The following is a 16,164-nucleotide window of genomic DNA, read 5'->3' as shown; positions in this document are numbered from 1 at the left end:
GGGTCCTGGGTCATTGCAGGATGAGGCGGAGGTAGGGGGACAGGGCCTGTCGAAAAGCACCATCGTCAACTTCGACGCCGGTCGCAGGCGCTGGCGCCTGCAGGCCGTAGCGGCGCGCCAGTTCTTCCAGCACGAGCATACGCTCGCCGCTCGTCCGCGTGGCCAGCACGATGGCGTCTTCCATCTGCTTGCGCAGGTTCTCGGCGTCCGCAATCGGACGGCCGCCCATGCGAGACGCGAATCCTTCAAGAACCACCCGGACGGCTTGAGGGTACGTCAAGGACTCGGTCGCCAGCAGGTAGGCCAGCTCCAGACGCGGATTGGTCAAGTGCATGCCTGCGTTGTCCGTGTTCACGGAAACGCGAAGTGCGGGTTCGTCCTGCAGCATACGCGCCACGGGATGTGCCGACCATGGGTCGAGCCCGCTCAGCAACACGTTCGACGTCGGGTTGATTTCGATCACCACGCCGAGGTTGACGGCCTGGCCCAGGAGTTGTCTCCGTTTCTGCTCCATCGCCAGGAGCACCTCCACCGTGTAGCGCTCCTTCCCGCGAACCCACACACCCTTTCGCTCCTTGAACCCCAGGCTTGTCATCAACGTGGAGTTGACGCGCACCGGGTGCCCCGGATCGACGAAGGAGGTGCCGAGAATCACACCATGGCCGACGCGATCGGACCCGTAATCGAGGACGAGACGCACGTCTTCCAGCAGCGAACTCAGCGAAACCTGCCCCCGCACCTGCTCGCCCGCATGGACGGTGATCCCCAACAAGCCCCGGAAGCCATCCCGCGGCGCGAGGTAGTTCGTTTGATGCTCAACCCCGACGTGCGTGATGGCGTCGCGCATCACCCGATTCCAGACGCCCAGTTCACGTGCGCCCAGGGTCCCATCCTGAATGGCTTGGGCCAGTCTGTCCGCGACCACCAGGGGTGGTGTGTTCGCCGGAAGACCGAGGCGTTGGACGAGGAAATGGAAGCGGAGGTCCGAACTGGACTCAAGGAATTGCTGAACACCGTCTCGCAGCCCTTCGTTGCCTTCGAGCAGTCCCACCAGTTGCAGACGATTGTACTGATGAACCTCCAGGAAGGGGTTGAGATAGGCGTCTCTCAGTCCCACCGTGTCCTTTCCGATGCCCCCGGATTCCAGCCCGCTCAGATCGAACCCAAGAACGTAGGCCAGCTCGCCATTGCGAATTCGGCGCATGATCTCCGGGATGAAGTTCGGATCCGCAGCGTAGTTCTTCACCTGCGTGACAATGAGGCCCTGAACAAAATCCGCTCCAGATTGCCTCATGGCCTCGAACCAGGCTTCGACATGATCGGAGAGTCCCTGGCGCAGCTCGAGCATCGACACGCCGTGCTCGTGAAGATCGCTTGCCGCCATCGTGAGGAGCTCGAGGCCCGACTTCCTTCCGAGCAGGAATCGCTTCTGCCGGACGAACTCAGCGAAGAAAGGCGTGAGCAAGGGCTTCATCGTGGCATTGGTCATGGGCATCGAGACAACGTCCTCGATGTGCTCGATCAGCTTCTCACGCAACACGTGAAGGATCGCCGCATCCTCGGGCTTCGGCTCGACGAGCGAGGCGCGGTAGGCCTCGTCGTACTCCTTGAGGGCGGCCCGCGCGTCTTCCTGGGACTGTGTGAAGCGAGCACGATCCTCTTTGGAGATGCGACGCCTCCCCTCACGCCCGGAAAGCAGGTCGTTGACGGCCTTGATCCACCGATTGAGCTCCCCGCGAGCGCTGTCGGGGTTCGCCGTATCACCAATGAGTGCCTCCATGTGCCGGACGATGTGTTCCGCCTCGAGCATGCCCCCCAAGTGGAGATGGGTCTCCGCCAGCGGCAGCAGCCCTGGTGACGCCAGATCCCTCGCATCGCGCCCGCCCAGCAAGCGAAGGAGGATGTCCGCCAATCTCTGGGTGCGCTCCACGCTGACTTCATTCGCCGCAAGGGCCGTCTCCCCACGCGGCATCACCAACGTGCGGAAGAACTCCGGATTCATCGCCACGTAGGCCTCGACCAGAGGTCCTCGTTCCCGAAGAATCTGCCGCAGCTCGGGGGGCATTTCCGCGAGGCGAGCAACCACCGTCGCCTCATCTGGCACCGTCGCCGCGACGAAGCCGACACCCGGCTCCAGGCTCATCGCCCGGACGTTCGCGGCATGTGTCTCCACCTGCAGCCGCAACGTCTCGATTTCGAACGCGATGCGAGTCCGGACGTCAGGGTCCGTGGCCAACCGAAGCGCCTGCGCCCGCTCCTGGATGATTCGCGGGAGCTTCTCCAGTTCGAGCCTGGCCTCCCACGCGAGGGTGCCCGGCCTCGCTCCCGGATTGGCGCCGAACCACTGCCGGACCTGCGCCAGCAACCGCTGCACGGAGCCGCTCAAGCCCTGGAGCTGACGCATGGAACGCGCCGTCCGCACATGCATGTGGATGTCCACGGCCCGTGCCTGTGGCCCCACCTCGAGCCACACGCCGACGATGACGTCCTTGTGTGACACGTAATGCACCTGCACCGAGCCTCCCGTGAGCTTCGGATTGACGTGGACGGGAACCCGGTCACGCAGGTCTCGTGGCAGGGAGAGCGATGGGTCCTTCGCGCGCCCCGCGGTGCCGGGCTCCACCAGCTCCACCAGACGCGCGGCTTGCTCGCGCACCGCGGCCGGATTCGCTCCCTCGCGCACCACCAGATGCACCTGGCCATCACGAATGACCACCGCGGCCTCCGCCGTGAGGCTGCCCTGCAAGCGCGCCATCTCCGAGGCCGACACCGACGTCACCGGAACCTCACGAGCAAGTGCCCGCGCGTCCTCCGGGAGCCCCTCCTCCATCTGCGTCCGCACCGCCTCCAGGGCCTTCGCCGCGCGCGACACCTCTGAATGTGCCTCACCGCTGCGGCGGCCCACGTCGGCATCGAAGTCAGCCGACGTGCGGCCTGGATGCATCTGCTGGTATTCGGCGAGCCGCGCGGCGCGCTCCCCTTCGAGCATCTGGTTGAAGTCGGCCTCCGTCCGGCCTCGGCCCTCCGCCAGGAACTCCTCCAGGTGCAGCCGTCGTTGTTCATTCACCAGCGCCTGGAAGTCCTGCTCCGAGCGACCCGGGTTGCGACGCTGGAACTCGCGAAGCGCCGCCTCGTGGGACTCCGGAGAGGTCAGCAGATGCTCGTGCGACAACACGTCCGGGGCACTTCCAAGCCGGGGCCCCCGAGCAAACCGCCAGGCCGCGCCGCCCACATGGCTCACCGAGGCGTGCCCGGCACTCATGGCGAGCCCCAGGGCCAGCCCGTGCCCCATCTGCTCCGAGGTGCCACGCACGATGTTCACCAGCGGGTTGCCATGCTCCCAGGCCTGGTCGTTCGCCACGTTGGCGATGACGGCGGAGGGCAGCGACTGCACCGCGTTCTCCATCGTCTGCGCGATGCCGTGTGCGGCGAGCTGGCTGAGCCGCCCGCCTTGCAACATGCGCTCGAGCATGGCGATGGAACGGGTCGCCTGCGTCAGCCGCCCGGTGCTCCCCACGAAGAGCTGCCGCAGCGACATCGACAGTCGCTGTGCCGCCCCCCGCATGCCAGCGCGCGTCACCACCGGCGCCGCGACGGCACGGCCAATCTGGCTGATGCCCAGCAGGCGATTGCCAAACCCCGCTGTCAGCCCCCCGACCAGGGCATCCACCAGCCCCAGCCCCAGGTCCATGAGGATTTCCTCGTGGCCGTACTGGTTTCCCAGCAACAACCACCGCGTCCCCATGGAGGCGGCCGTGCTCGCCATGGACGCGATGATGGCCAGGGCAATGGCGGCGGAGGCCCCGCCGGTGAAGATCGAGCCCACTCCCCCCACAATCAGCGCCACGGTGATCCCCACCACGTTGGCGATGCTGTCGGTCATCTCCGCCACCGCGGCGCGGTGGTCCTCCACGGCCGTCCGCACCGCATCGGCGTGGAAGTCGAAGTCGCCCAGCAGCCGTGCCCGCTCCTCCGGGGAGACGTCCGCGTCGTACATGCGGTCGGCGAGAGCCTCCAGTTGGGCCAGGCGTATCTGCATGAGCGCCTGCTCGGGGCCCGCGATTCCCTCCGAGGACTCCTCCAGGGCCATGCGTGCACGCTCGATACGGACCCGGTCCTCGATCGTCTCCGGGGCCCCCATGAGCGCGATGCGCATGTCCATGTCATCGGAGCCGCTCAGCTCACTGGCCGCGCGACTGTCGAGCGTCTCGCCCGGATTCTCCCGGGCCCACTGCGCCCGCATCTCCTCGAGCTCTGCCCGGGAGGCCCCCTCGATGGCCCGACGAGCCCCCTGCTCATCCGTGCCCGCGCCACGCACCGAGAAGTCGAAGCGCTGGTAACGGGAGAGGTATCCGCCCTGGCGCAGGAGTGTCCGCGCGCGCTCGCCGTCCACACCACTGGTGGAGTCATCGAGTGCCGTTGCCAGCGACTCGCTGTACTGGCCAGCGTATCGCTGGCTCAAGGCGGACATGTTCCCGTCTGCGAGGGCTCGCGCCTCCACCTCCAGTTCCGCCTCGATCTGACGCTCGACGAGCTGCTCCCTCCGCCAGCGCTCGGCAGGCGTCCATCGTTGGCCGGTTTGCTGCCTGAATTCGGCCTCCTCCAGGTCGAGCAGCGCCATGAGGGCACGGCGCCGCTCGGGTGCCATGTCCCTCCGGACTGCCTCCAGCGCTCGGTCGTACTGCGACTCGAGGACCCGGTTCATCTCCGTATCGGAGGCGTAGAACGTGCTCTGACGCTCGATGGCGAGGCGTGCCGCATCCGCGCCGGTCTGGTCGTTGCTTGCCAGCGACAGCACCAGGTCGCGGTTGGGCCCGCTGAAGCGAGTGGCGAGGTCCTCCTCCAGCGAGCCCCCGATGTGGCCGTACGACGACAACCCTCCGTAGGCATTGCTGATGGCCTGGACGCGACGGGTGACCTCCGCCTCGAACTTGTCATTGGACCAGTCCGCGCTGCCGGGCACCTCCGTGACGTCCCTGCGGACCTGCTCGTAGATGGCCGCAACCTCGTCACGAGCCCCCGCCTCGAACGAGGTGCCATAGGTGAGGTTGAACGCGTTGGCCCACGAGAAGCCGTGCACCTGCTGATTGATGGCGATGGCGTCTGCCGTTGCGGTGTCGCTGCGAAGCAGGGCGTCGGCGCGATCGGCATCGTGCGTGGTGAACGTGGCCCAGTCGTCCAGTTCCTCCCGCAGCGCGGCGTGGAGATCCTGGTGATACATCTCCCGGTACAACCGCGAGATTTGCTCGACCTCCTCCGGAGTCTTGTTCCGGAGGATCTGCATGATGGTCGCTTCGTCCGTCCCCGCGCCGGTCCCCAAACCGGCCTCCTCCATCGCCGTGTAGAGCGCGGCGGCGTCCGCTCTGTTCCGGTCTCCCGCCAGCAACGCGCGTGCGCGCTGGTATTCGGCCCCGGACAACTCGCTCTTGCTGTCTTTTTCGAGATCCAGTCCGTAGGTCTGCTGGTAGCACTTACGCAGCGCCAGGGCCTCGAGAGGCCCCAGCCCCCTCATGGCTCGGAAGGCGCGGGCCTCGTCCGTCCCGATGCCCGTAATCCCCCCGTGGTAGGCGTGATAGATTTCGCTCGCCAGATGCGAGGCATTGAATTGCGTGTTCCCCGCGGCGCGGGCCACGTCGGCGAACACCGGCCATTCCAGGTCGGAATCCGTGAACAGGTCCCGGATGCCACTCTCCAGTGAATCCTTGCGCTGGTTGAAGATGCGCGCCCGCATGCCCGCGGCCACAGCGCCAATCGGATCACTCGCCCCCTCCGCCGGGTCCGGATTGAAGTAGGCGTGGACGAGAGCCTGCTCCTCCGCGGACAACGCGTTGGCGGCAAGCAGCGCCTGTTCAGAAATCCCCGCGGAGGCCGCACGCTGAACCCGGTCCAGCATCGCCAGGTCGCCCGCGACAGCCTGGGCCGTCTCCTGGTTTTGCAACGCCTCCCAGGCCTCGGCGTTGGCTCGAGTCTGGTTCGCCCAGTCCTCCAGCATCTCCAGGAACGACTCCCAGAAGTCCCGCTCCTCGCCCAGTTGCGTCGCGGCCCATTCGCGAATCGATTCGCGCCCATCGTTGCCCGCGCTGGCCAGCTCCACTCGGTAGCTTCGACTCGCGTCGCGTGCCTCGCCCTTCAGCCGCTCGAACTCGCGGCGTAGGAAGGCATGTTGCTCGTTGAGCCAGGCCGTGCTGAGGGCCACATCCGCCTGGACCTCCACCTGACTGCGCTCGCCCCGGTCCTCGTCGAGCTGGAACTCGTCTCGCTGAGCCGCGGCCGCATAGGCCGCCCGCTGGTCCTGCTCAGCCTGGACGAGTTCCTGCTCGCGGACCGTCGCCGACCGGCGATACAGCGCGTCCGCTCGCGCCACGCGCCGGTTGATGTCCTCCAGGAGCGCGTCTCGCTGCGCGGTGACGGAGGCGGTCGGTGAAGAGGCCCCTCCCTCCGCTGCACGCGCGCGCGCCTCCATCCAGATACGGCCGCCCGCCACCCCGTCACTGACCGCCTGACTCGCGCCTCCGAGTTCAGCCGTGGCCTCCGGAAGCGACATCTGGAGGCTTTCCTCTTCCAAGCGGGTCCGCTCGTCGAGCACGCGCCGCCGCTCGTCGACAGCCGTCTGGAGGTCCTCCTCCGCGATTCCCGCCTCGGCCGCGATGGCGTTGAGCTGTTGCTCCAACGTGCGCTCGAACTCCGGAGCGAAGGTGTCCTCGCCCAGGTGGGCCGTCGCCGTGACGCGCTCGAGCGCGCCGTTGGGGTAAGCACTCCTCCGGGCCGAGGAGACCCACTCCCGCGCTTCCTCCCCTTTCCGGGCGAGCAGCCGCGCGATGACCTGCGCCGTCTGGGTACGCCGCGCCGGAGTGAGCGGAGGAACTTCAGGGGGCCTGGGCTCCTGAAGCGCGACGGGCGTGCCATGACCGGGCTCGGGGGCCGAGCGCTCCATGAGGCGCTCGCGCATCATGAGCAGCCGGAATCGTGCCTCGTCATTGGGGTCCGAGACGGGAGGCCCCTCATCGAGCACCCGGTGGAGCTGGCGGATGAGGTCCGTCGACACCGGCCGTTCGCCCGACCTCGGGTTGTTTCCAAAGGGGCTCACGGTGAACGCAGGAGGCGTCTGCGTGGGAAGTGGCAGCCCCGACTTCACCTCAACGCCCCTTCGGGCCTCGGGAACCGGGTCTTCGGGAGTCGGCAGTGTCTCCGGAAGCCCTTCAGGCACCGGCGGCATCGCGGTCTCGGCACTGCGTGGGACGTCCGAGGCGCGGAGGCGCAACAGCTCCGCGCGAGACTCCGTCACGGACCGCACCTCTCGGGCGCCGCCCGTGCCCGCCGTCACCGGAGCAACCTGAATGGCCGCCGTCCGGCGCTGAATCTGGGCCCGCACCGTGGCCATGGTGGGCGCGCTCCCCGTGCCGGCATCCGCGACGACGTCCAGCGGAGAATCGGACAACGCAGGCGTGAGCTCGGGCACCTCTGGCGCCGCGTCAGCCGTCGCCATGCCTCCGCCAGCGTCCACGCCCTCCGGGCCCTCTTCGACTCGCGCCACCTCCACCGCCGGTGGCTCCTGCTCGGGCGCGCCTTGTGCCTCCTCCGGCGCGGATGGCTCACGCTCCTGTGAAGCCCTGGCCGTGGCAGCCGAGGGGCCCTCGTCTCGCGCATCGTCAGGCAACACCTCGCTGCCTGTCTCTTGATGCGGCGAAGGTTCGACTGCCGCGCCATCCTCCTCACGCGTCGATTCAGCCGTTGGCTGCACTTCATCGGGAACAGGCGATTCCTCCGGCGGCGCCTCCAAGGCTTCGCTGTGCGCCCCCGCCGAGGCGTCCTCCATCACGGGTTCATCCAACCCCGTCTCAGAGAGGAATTCGGGGGCACCTGACTCCACGAAGGCGGTGCCCGGCGCCTCGCCATTCATTTGCGCCAGGTCGAGCGGCTCCGAGCGCGGCGCCTGTAACAGAGGTGATTCGTTCCCCTGCGATAAAGGGAATATCGCCTGCGCGCTCAGGCGAAACATCAAATAGCGCGGCAGGCGCGGGGATTCCGCTCGCTGTCGCGACTGTTCATCGCGTCGGGCGGTTGGCTCGGACGCGCGTGCCCGGACGTCTGGACGGGAAACCGCCTGCGCTTTCACCCGTGCCTCCTTGTCAGCTCAAGCCAGGCCAGATGCCCCCTGAATCATCGATACAGAATAGCCAGACTCCCAGACGAGGCGGACGGCCTGACAGGTTCTACGCATTCCACCCACCGCACCAAGGCCTTCTCACGCCCGTATGAAATCCGACACCATCCAGACACATAAAGTGCGAGCAGTCTTCACGGAAGGCGAACTCATCTGACGGACATGGGGGCTCCGCAGTGGCCAGTTTTTCCGCCGTCTACTCGGTAGGTGACTCGCTGGTCTCGTACCTGCGGCACGCCTATGAGTTGTCTCGGGAAGACGATGGGCTCCCGGCCTGCAGCTTCAGTCTGGTGCCCAGCGCGACCATGGCTGGAAGTGAGACCAACGCGCCACCGATAGACACGCCCGGCGTCACGCTTTTCCTCTACCGCGTCTCCGTCAACGAGCACCTGCGCAACGAATCCAGGCCGGATGGCCCCCCGCCTCTCGCCCTGGACCTGCATTACCTGCTCACGGTCTGGGCAGACTCCGTCGACGTCGAGCACCGCCTCATGGCCTGGGTCATGTTGCGATTGCACATGCACAAGGCGCTGAGCGCCTCGGACCTCACCCCTGCGGGAGCCTGGGGACCCGATGACCTCGTGCAGATCATCCCCGCGGAAATCAGTCATGAAGACCTCGCCCGGCTCTGGGATGCCTTGCGCCGCCCCTACCGGCCCAGCCTGACGTACGTGGCGCGCGTGGTGTGCATCGACGTGCAGGGCAAGCCGCCTGGAAGACCCGTGGTGGCGCGTCGCTTCGACTTCACGAACGAGGTTCCCAGGCGATGAGGATGGAGCGCATCGAGAGCAGGGCCCTCGCCGCCATCCGCCTCCTCGACGCGGAGACGCTGCGCCCAGTCGCGGATCCCATCACCCTTTCCGGAGAAGGCCTTCGCATCCTGCGAAACACGAGCGGGCTGCTCGTGGTCGCGGCGGCGCCAGGCTTCGCCGACTACACGGAGCATTTCGAGCCGCCCGAAATACCACCGCCCCCCACCCCCTTCACGCTGGTGGCGAGCGACGCCTCCCGTCGCTACCTGGACCGGAGCTTCACCCTGGTGCTGCCGCGAAGCACGACCCCACCGCCCCCAGGACAGCCGCTCCCCGCGGACTCGGTCTTCCGGCCCGTGGACGTCACGCTCTATCCCTCCCCGTTGATGCGCCCCTCCGTCCGCAGCGCCGTGGTGCGGCTCCGGGTGGAGGATGCGCACGGCAGGCCGCTGTCCGATGCGCTCGTGTCCCTGGCCCTGGCCGCACCGAACATCGAACGATGGGGCCTGTCGAACCACAACGGAGATGCGCTCATCCCCATTGCTGGCATCCCCGTCGCGAACTGGAGCAACCCCGAAGCCCCGCCCCACTTCACCTTCAGCATCCGGGCCGCCTGGGCGCCTTCGTCGTTGCCCCCCGACCCTGATTCGCTCGCCGCCGCGTTCCAGCCATTGAGCAGCACCCTGGAGATAGCCGCTGGCGAAGAGGTGACCGCCACCATCCAGCTCACCTGGGCCAATCCATGACTGTTGACCCTGACGGCGCGGCTGCGCGCCACGTAACCACGAAGAGAGGGGGCTCGCGTGCCTGAATATCTCGCACCTGGTGTCTACGTCGAAGAGACGAGTTTCCGAGCCAGGTCCATTGAGGGAGTGAGTACCAGCACCAGTGGCTTCGCGGGTCCTGCTCGCAAGGGTCCCACGAATGGCACGCCGGCGCTCGTCACGAGCTTCGCCGAGTTCATCCGGCTGTTTGGGGGCCTTGGCGATCTGGACCTGACCGGTACGGACGAAACGACGAACTACCTGGCGCACTCGGTGCGTGCGTACTTCAACGAAGGCGGCGGGCGCCTCTACGTGGCGCGGGTCTTCTCGGGCGCGCCCGCCAGCGCCACCGCCCAGGCGGAGGTCATCCCCAACGCCAACGCGAACCTGCGTGCGCGCTTCACCGCACGGTTTCCGGGCAGCGGCGGCAATGGAACCATCACGGCGCAGGAGGTGCTGACGGCTGCCACGGTCGGTGCCATGCGGCGCGCGCCCGCTGGCAGCATGGTGCGGCTGAATCAGACCGCGGCCTCCGCCGCTCGCGTGGTGGGCACCCTCCCGCCGCCGTTCAACCTCCCTGACGGCACCACGCTGACGCTCCAAATCGATGGAGGCCCAGACGTCACCCTCACCTTCCTGGGCCGGAACGCCGAGGCGGGTGCGACCGCGGAGCTCGACCCCACCACCACGTTCCTTGAAGCCAACAGCACGCTCACCGTCACCCTGGGCGGACAGGTGCAAACGCTCACCCTGCCCACCGACGGCCCGCTGACGCCCTTGGAGGTCGTGGACCTCCTCAACCGCCAAGTCCGCGGCGGCTACGCCCGGCTGAGCGGCGCTGATGACGCGGCACCCGCTGGGCGGCTCATCCTGGGCACGGACGCCCGGGGCACCCAGGCGCTCATCGAAGTCTCCGCGAATCCCCAGCTCAAGCTGGACGCCCAGACGGTGGACAACGCGGCGGACCCGGCGAACAACAACGTGGGCGACCTGGGCGAGGTGACGCTGGGTGACCTCCAGGCCTTGCTGGGCGCCAACGCGAATGCCTCGGTTGAGGACAGCAAGCTCGTCATCTCCCACCCGGTTCCTGGTGCCGGCCACACGCTGGAGGTGACGGCGGTCAGCTCCAGCGCGCTCGGTCTCGACGCGCCCACGGTCGAACCCGGCGCGGACGGCACGCCCGGCGAAACGTGGTGGGTGAAGCAGGCGGACAGTACCTGGTCCAACGGAAGTGACACGCTCCCCCTGCCGGCGGATGCGGCCTCCCAGTTCCAGCAGCTCCCGGGAGGGAGCAGCTTCGTCACGCTGACCGTCATCACCCAGGACGCGGATGGGCAGGAACGGACCTACGAAGGGCTGGGCCTCGACCGTGCCCACCCGCGCTACCTCGGCAATGTGCTCACGCCCACGCCAACGACGCTCTCCGAGCAGATGGAACGGCTGTACGCGTTCGAGGCAGGCACGGGCGTGTCGGTGTTCGCGCTCCGCACGGCCCTGGCCTCGGGACCGTTCACGCTCACGGGAGGCACGGACGGTTCCGCGCCCGGTGCCGCACAGTATGACGACGCCCTGGAACGCCTGGGCGGTGTGGAGGACATCTCCATCATCGCCGCGCCAGGCTCGTCCGCCTATGCGTCGGCGCAAGCGGTACGGCTGAGCCTCATCAGCGCGGCGGAGAAACGGCGTGCCTATCGCGTGGCCGTGCTCGACACGCCGCGCGGACTGGGCCCCCAGGACGCGATGGACGTGCGTGCGCAGCTCGACTCCACCAAGGCAGCGCTCTACTACCCATGGGTCGTCGTCGCCAACCCGCTGGCCCGTCCCGACGCCGCGGACGTCCCCCGTGAAATTGCGCTGCCGCCTTCCGCGTTCGTGTGCGGCATCTACGCGCGAAGCGACATCGAGCGTGGCGTGTTCAAGGCCCCCGCGAACGAGGTGGTCCGTGGCGCGCTGCGCTTCGAGCAGGACATCAACTTCGCACAGCAGGAGACCCTGAACCCGCAGGGCATCAACTGCCTGCGCTTCTTCCCAGGGCGCGGCTACCGCGTGTGGGGCGCCCGCACCATCAGCTCCGACCCGGAATGGAAGTACGTCAGCGTCCGGCGCTACTTCAACTTCCTCGAGCGCTCCATCGACGAGGGGACACAGTGGGCGGTGTTCGAGCCGAATGGCGAGCGGCTGTGGGCCAACATCCGGGAGACGATCGGCAGCTTCCTGGAGAACCAGTGGCGCACCGGCGCGTTCCTCGGCACCGAACCCAGGCAGGCGTTCTTCGTCCGGTGCGACCGGACCACCATGGACCAGAACGACCTCGATAACGGGCGGCTGGTCTGTCTCATCGGCGTCGCGGTGGTGAAGCCCGCCGAGTTCGTCATCTTCCGCGTCGGCCAGAAGACGGCGGATGCCCGGACCTAACGCAAAGGACCAGTCGCCATGACCACCCGTCCCACGCCCTACGGCGCCTTCAACTTCGAAGTCAGCTTCGATGGAACGTCCTTCGGTGGATTCTCCGACGTGTCCGGGCTGAACACCGAAATCACCATCTCCGAGTACCGCGACGGCAACGACCCGGAGAACCATGTGCGCAAGGTCCCCGGTCCCTTCAAGACCGGGGACGTGACGCTCAAGCGCGGCATCGTCGACTCCCGGGCCATCTGGAGCTGGGTGGAGGACGTGCGCCGCAACGGTCCACTCGGGCGCAAGGCGGCCGTCACCATCCGGCTGCTCGACGAGGCACGCAACCCCGTGCAGTCCTGGAAGCTGGTGAACGTCACCCCGATGAAGTTCTCCGGCCCCACGCTGGCCGCCAAGGGTGGCGGAGACGTGGCCATGGAAGAGCTCGTCCTCTCCGCTGAAACGGTGCGGATGGGCTTCCCGGACGTGGACTGAGCGGAGCGCAATGGGGGACCCAGGTCCATGCGGCGCCTGACTTTCGAAGCGACAGAGCGCGTGGCGCCCAGCGCGCCCGAGCGGATGGACGTGGCCTGCTTCGTCGGCTTCGTCCGCCGTCGTCCGGAGTCGCCCGTGGCGGCGGCCCTGTCGCGCTACTTGTTCGAGCAAGGGTGGATGACCGCCCCCACGCTCCGCGTGGACCCCAGCGATCCGCAGCATCCCCTCACCGACGTCCCCCTGCCCTTCGAGAGCTTTGGCGCCTTCGAGCGGCACTTCGACTGGCGAGCGCGCACCGGCCTCACGCCCGATGAGCCCACCGCCCTTGGGGCCGCGGTCCGCTCCTTCTTCGCGCAGGGGGGACGCAAGTGCTACGTCATACGGATGGCGGACCCGCTCCCTCCGGAGCAGGACCGCCCGACACGGCTTCAGCGCCTCAATCTGCTGCTTCCGGGCAGTCGGCTGCCCGCGCCTCCTGGAATGGAGCATGCCGCGTCCGCCATCGACCGGACGACGTGGCACGGCGTGGCGCACCTGTTTGGCCTGCCCGACGTCTCCTTCCTGTGCCTTCCGGACCTGCCAGAGCTGGTCGCGGAAGTGCCCGAGCCCCTGCCCCTTCCTCGCCTTCTGCCCCTCGGTGCTCCGGGCTTTGGCCCGTGTGTGATTCCCCTGGGAGAAGCCGGACCCCAGTGGCACACGCCGGAGCGCGAGGCGCCGCGTTGTGACCTGACCGGCTACCAGGACTGGGCCGGCTTCCTCGCCATCCTCGCGGAGCTGCTGCGTGACCGGCGTCTGCGAGAGACACATCTGGTCGCATCGCTGCCGCTCCCCTCCGCCAGCCTCGTCTTCGATACAGCGGCCGGGAAGCGCACCGCGATGCAGGACATGGGGCGGTTCCTGCACGAGCACGGCCTCCTCCTCCCGTTCCAGAGCGCATTCATCCAGCTCGCCTATCCCTGGCTCCAGACTTCTGGCTCCGTGGGCCTGCCGGAGAACCTCGAGGCACCGGAGGGCGTCCTGACGGGCGTCCTGGCGCGCAATGCGCTGCTGAGAGGGACATTTCGGAATGCCTTGGGGCTGCCTCTGCCGGATGTGCGGCGTGTCTTCCCGATTCCCTCGACACGGGACCTGACGCCCCGGCCCCCGGAAGCAGGCCCAAGGGGACTGCTCGAGCGCGTGTCCTTGTTGGGCCCGACGCCGCTCGGGCTGCAGGTGCTCTCGGATGTGACCTCCAGCAACATGGCGAGCCACCGGCAGGCGCCGGTGAGCCGGTTGCTATCGTCGGTCCTCAAGGCCGCGCGGCAGATGGGCGTGGACCTGACGTTCTCGGCCTCCAACGAGACCACCTGGCGGGAGCTCCGCTACCAGTTCGAGGCCATGCTGGGCCGCTACTACGAAGCGGGTGCGCTGCGCGGAGCGAGCCGCGGCGAGGCGTTCTCCGTGCGGTGCGACCGAACCACCATGACACAGGACGACCTGGATGCAGGCCGCCTCGTCGTCACGGTCGAGCTGGATCCCGCGGCCTCACTCGAACGCTTGCAGGTGAGGCTTTCATCGCTGGAGGGCGGCGTCACGCTACGGCAGGAGGACGCCGCATGAGCGATGCGACCTTTGTCCTGCACACCTTCCGTTTCGAGCTCGCGTTCCAGCCGGAGCCGCTGTCCGGAAGCGGTGGGGGCGACGCTCCGGTGGATGGCGCCTTCTCCGAGTGCTCCGGGCTGGAGGCCACGATGGAGCCGCGCGTGATTCAGGTCGGTGGGCACAACGTGGGCGCCGTTCAGCGCGCAGGTCCCGTGACCTTTGGCACGGTGGTGCTCAAGCGGGGCATTTCGGAAGGCGAACGGCTGCTGCGCTGGTTCGCGCGAGTCACGTCGGGAGACTACGGCTACCGCTGCACGGTGCGCATCCGGCTCAAGGCGCCGTCGGAGAACGGCGAACTGCGGACGGTGCTCACCTACAAGCTCGACCGGGCCCTGCCCGTGAAGTTCAAGGCGGCCGACTTCAACGCTCGGGCGAGCGAGGTCGGTATCGAAGAACTGCACCTCGTCCACGAGGGGCTGACCCTCGAGGAGGAATGAGCCCATGCGAGACAGGACTCCCGAGAGCGCGAGCTTCATCAACGAGAGCAACGGTCAGGAACTCCCGGTGCACTTCAATCCGGGCTCGCTCCAGTACACCGTCAACAACAAGCTGCAGAACGTCCGGGGCCAGGAGCACCAGCAGTTCGTCGCGGAGAGCAACGCGAAGCTCTCGATGGAGCTGGTCTTCGACACCACGGACACGGGAGCCAACGTCTGCGACCAGACCCTCCGGATCGCACGGATGATGGGGACCAAGACCCAGATTCCTCCGGACGTCACGTTCCGTTGGGGCGCGTTCGAGTTCACCGGACTGGTGGAGACCTATCAGGAGACCATCGACTTCTTTTCGGCTGATGGCATCCCGCTGCGCTCAACGGTGGCGCTGGGAATGACGCGGCAGCAGCAGATCTTCTCACGAGGCGCCGAGGGAGAGCGTTCGCGGCAAGTGGCTGCGGCTCCCAACCAGCCCATCCCGCGCGCCGTCGCTGAGCAGAATGGCGAGGACAATCCGCGCTTCCCCAGTCAGGACGTGATGACCGTCGACCCTTCCGTCCCGCTGGCCTCGCCCGCCGCGTTCGCCACGGGCGCACCTGGAGGAGCCTTGGGGGCCGGCGCCGGCGCCGGGGCTGGGTTTGGCATGGGGGGTGGAATCGGCGCGGGGGCCGGCTTCGGCGTTGGCGGTGGATTCAGCGCGGGCGTGGGGCTGGGCCTCGGCGGTGGAATTGGCGCGAGCGGCATATTTGCTGCCGGTGGTGGCTTCTCGGCTGGCGGTGGCTTCTCCGCTGGTGGTGGCTTCTCCGCTGGTGGTGGCTTCTCCGCTGGCGGTGGCTTCTCCGCTGGCGGTGGCTTCTCCGCTGGCGGTGGCTTCTCGGCCGGCGGCGCCTTCGCAGCGGGGGCTGGTGCTTCAGCCGGCGCCTCGTTCGGAGGCAGCGCCACCTTCACCGCGGGGGCAGTCGCGGGAGGCTCAGCCTCATTCGGCGTAAGTGCGTCCGCATCGAGCCCCATCTTCTCCGCGGGGGCGTCCTTCTCCGCGGGAGCCAACTTCCCCGCGACCACGGGGGCATCCGGCTCGGGCTGGAGCGCGAATGCCTGGTCTGGCGCGCAGGCCTCCGCGGGCCTCTCGGCCACAGCAGGCGCATTCGCGGGACTGCGTGCCAGCCCTCCACGCACCTCCGTCCGACTGGAGACCGTGCGCTCCACCGGGCACGTGGACACCTACACCTACGAAACCACCGGAGACGGCCTCTTCGAGCTCGGAGGACGCGCCCGGGTCACCAGGCCCCGCTTCGGCGCGACCCTGCCTCCCCGGGGCCGCCTCCGCTTCGAGGGAGATTGAGCCATGTCCATCGTCTTCGACGAGATCCAGGGGTCCGTCGTCTCGGGTTCCACGCCAGACGCGAGCCAACGCCCGGCCGCGGAGCCAGCGCTCACGCCGCCTCCCGTGGATCCGACATCGATTGCCCGCGCCATCCGGCTCATCACCCAACGCAAGGCCCGGCTCATCGCCGACTGAG

9 protein-coding genes are annotated in these 16,164 nt (G+C 67.9%); 8 read left to right on the top strand and 1 reads right to left on the bottom strand.

All coding sequences use genetic code 11. From position 1 onward, the window contains the following. Nucleotides 1-10: 10 nt before the first annotated feature. Nucleotides 11-8,116 carry a hypothetical protein gene (locus FL344_RS27380; protein WP_141620609.1) on the bottom strand — a complete coding sequence of 2,702 codons (8,106 nt, stop codon included), beginning with the start codon at nucleotides 8,114-8,116 and terminating at the stop codon, nucleotides 11-13. A 224-nt stretch (nucleotides 8,117-8,340) separates the two neighbouring features. On the opposite strand from FL344_RS27380, the gene FL344_RS27375 reads away from it, so the two are divergent. From FL344_RS27375 to FL344_RS38670, 8 genes are all read left to right on the top strand, one after another. Next, nucleotides 8,341-8,934, top strand: coding sequence for a DUF4255 domain-containing protein (locus tag FL344_RS27375; protein WP_140864011.1), 594 nt, complete (start codon nucleotides 8,341-8,343; stop codon nucleotides 8,932-8,934). 2 nt (nucleotides 8,935-8,936) lie between these two features. Then, the gene (locus FL344_RS27370) at nucleotides 8,937-9,662 is read left to right on the top strand and encodes a hypothetical protein (protein ID WP_228565419.1); all 726 of its coding nucleotides are present in this window, start codon (nucleotides 8,937-8,939) and stop codon (nucleotides 9,660-9,662) included. A gap of 126 nt (nucleotides 9,663-9,788) precedes the next feature. Then, nucleotides 9,789-12,095, top strand: coding sequence for a phage tail sheath subtilisin-like domain-containing protein (locus tag FL344_RS27365; RefSeq protein ID WP_228565418.1), 2,307 nt, complete (start codon nucleotides 9,789-9,791; stop codon nucleotides 12,093-12,095). 18 nt (nucleotides 12,096-12,113) lie between these two features. Continuing rightward, complete coding sequence (locus tag FL344_RS27360) at nucleotides 12,114-12,569, top strand: phage tail protein (protein ID WP_141257890.1); 456 nt, start codon at nucleotides 12,114-12,116, stop codon at nucleotides 12,567-12,569. 27 nt (nucleotides 12,570-12,596) lie between these two features. Beyond that, nucleotides 12,597-14,168, top strand: coding sequence for a phage tail sheath protein (locus tag FL344_RS27355; protein WP_141620606.1), 1,572 nt, complete (start codon nucleotides 12,597-12,599; stop codon nucleotides 14,166-14,168). Beyond that, a complete protein-coding gene (locus FL344_RS27350) occupies nucleotides 14,165-14,647 on the top strand; it encodes a phage tail protein (protein ID WP_141620605.1) in 483 nt (160 codons plus the stop codon). Before FL344_RS27355 ends, FL344_RS27350 begins: the two co-directional genes overlap by 4 nt. A gap of 4 nt (nucleotides 14,648-14,651) precedes the next feature. Further along, nucleotides 14,652-15,986, top strand: coding sequence for a hypothetical protein (locus FL344_RS27345; protein WP_141620604.1), 1,335 nt, complete (start codon nucleotides 14,652-14,654; stop codon nucleotides 15,984-15,986). A gap of 3 nt (nucleotides 15,987-15,989) precedes the next feature. Continuing rightward, on the top strand, nucleotides 15,990-16,163 hold the full coding sequence (locus FL344_RS38670; RefSeq protein ID WP_194863277.1) for a hypothetical protein: 174 nt from the start codon (nucleotides 15,990-15,992) through the stop codon (nucleotides 16,161-16,163). The last annotated feature ends 1 nt before the right edge of the window (nucleotide 16,164 follow it).

The organism is Myxococcus sp. AB036A, from assembly GCF_006547355.1.
Taxonomy (GTDB): domain Bacteria; phylum Myxococcota; class Myxococcia; order Myxococcales; family Myxococcaceae; genus Myxococcus; species Myxococcus virescens.
This window is presented reverse-complemented; position numbering and strand designations above follow the sequence as displayed.

Coding starts and splice junctions, on each gene's coding strand:
- FL344_RS27370 (WP_228565419.1), top strand. CDS start 8,937: ATGGAGCGCATCGAGAGCAGGGCCCTCGCCGCCATCCGCCTCCTCGAC.
- FL344_RS27360 (WP_141257890.1), top strand. CDS start 12,114: ATGACCACCCGTCCCACGCCCTACGGCGCCTTCAACTTCGAAGTCAGC.
- FL344_RS27355 (WP_141620606.1), top strand. CDS start 12,597: ATGCGGCGCCTGACTTTCGAAGCGACAGAGCGCGTGGCGCCCAGCGCG.
- FL344_RS27350 (WP_141620605.1), top strand. CDS start 14,165: ATGAGCGATGCGACCTTTGTCCTGCACACCTTCCGTTTCGAGCTCGCG.
- FL344_RS27345 (WP_141620604.1), top strand. CDS start 14,652: ATGCGAGACAGGACTCCCGAGAGCGCGAGCTTCATCAACGAGAGCAAC.
- FL344_RS38670 (WP_194863277.1), top strand. CDS start 15,990: ATGTCCATCGTCTTCGACGAGATCCAGGGGTCCGTCGTCTCGGGTTCC.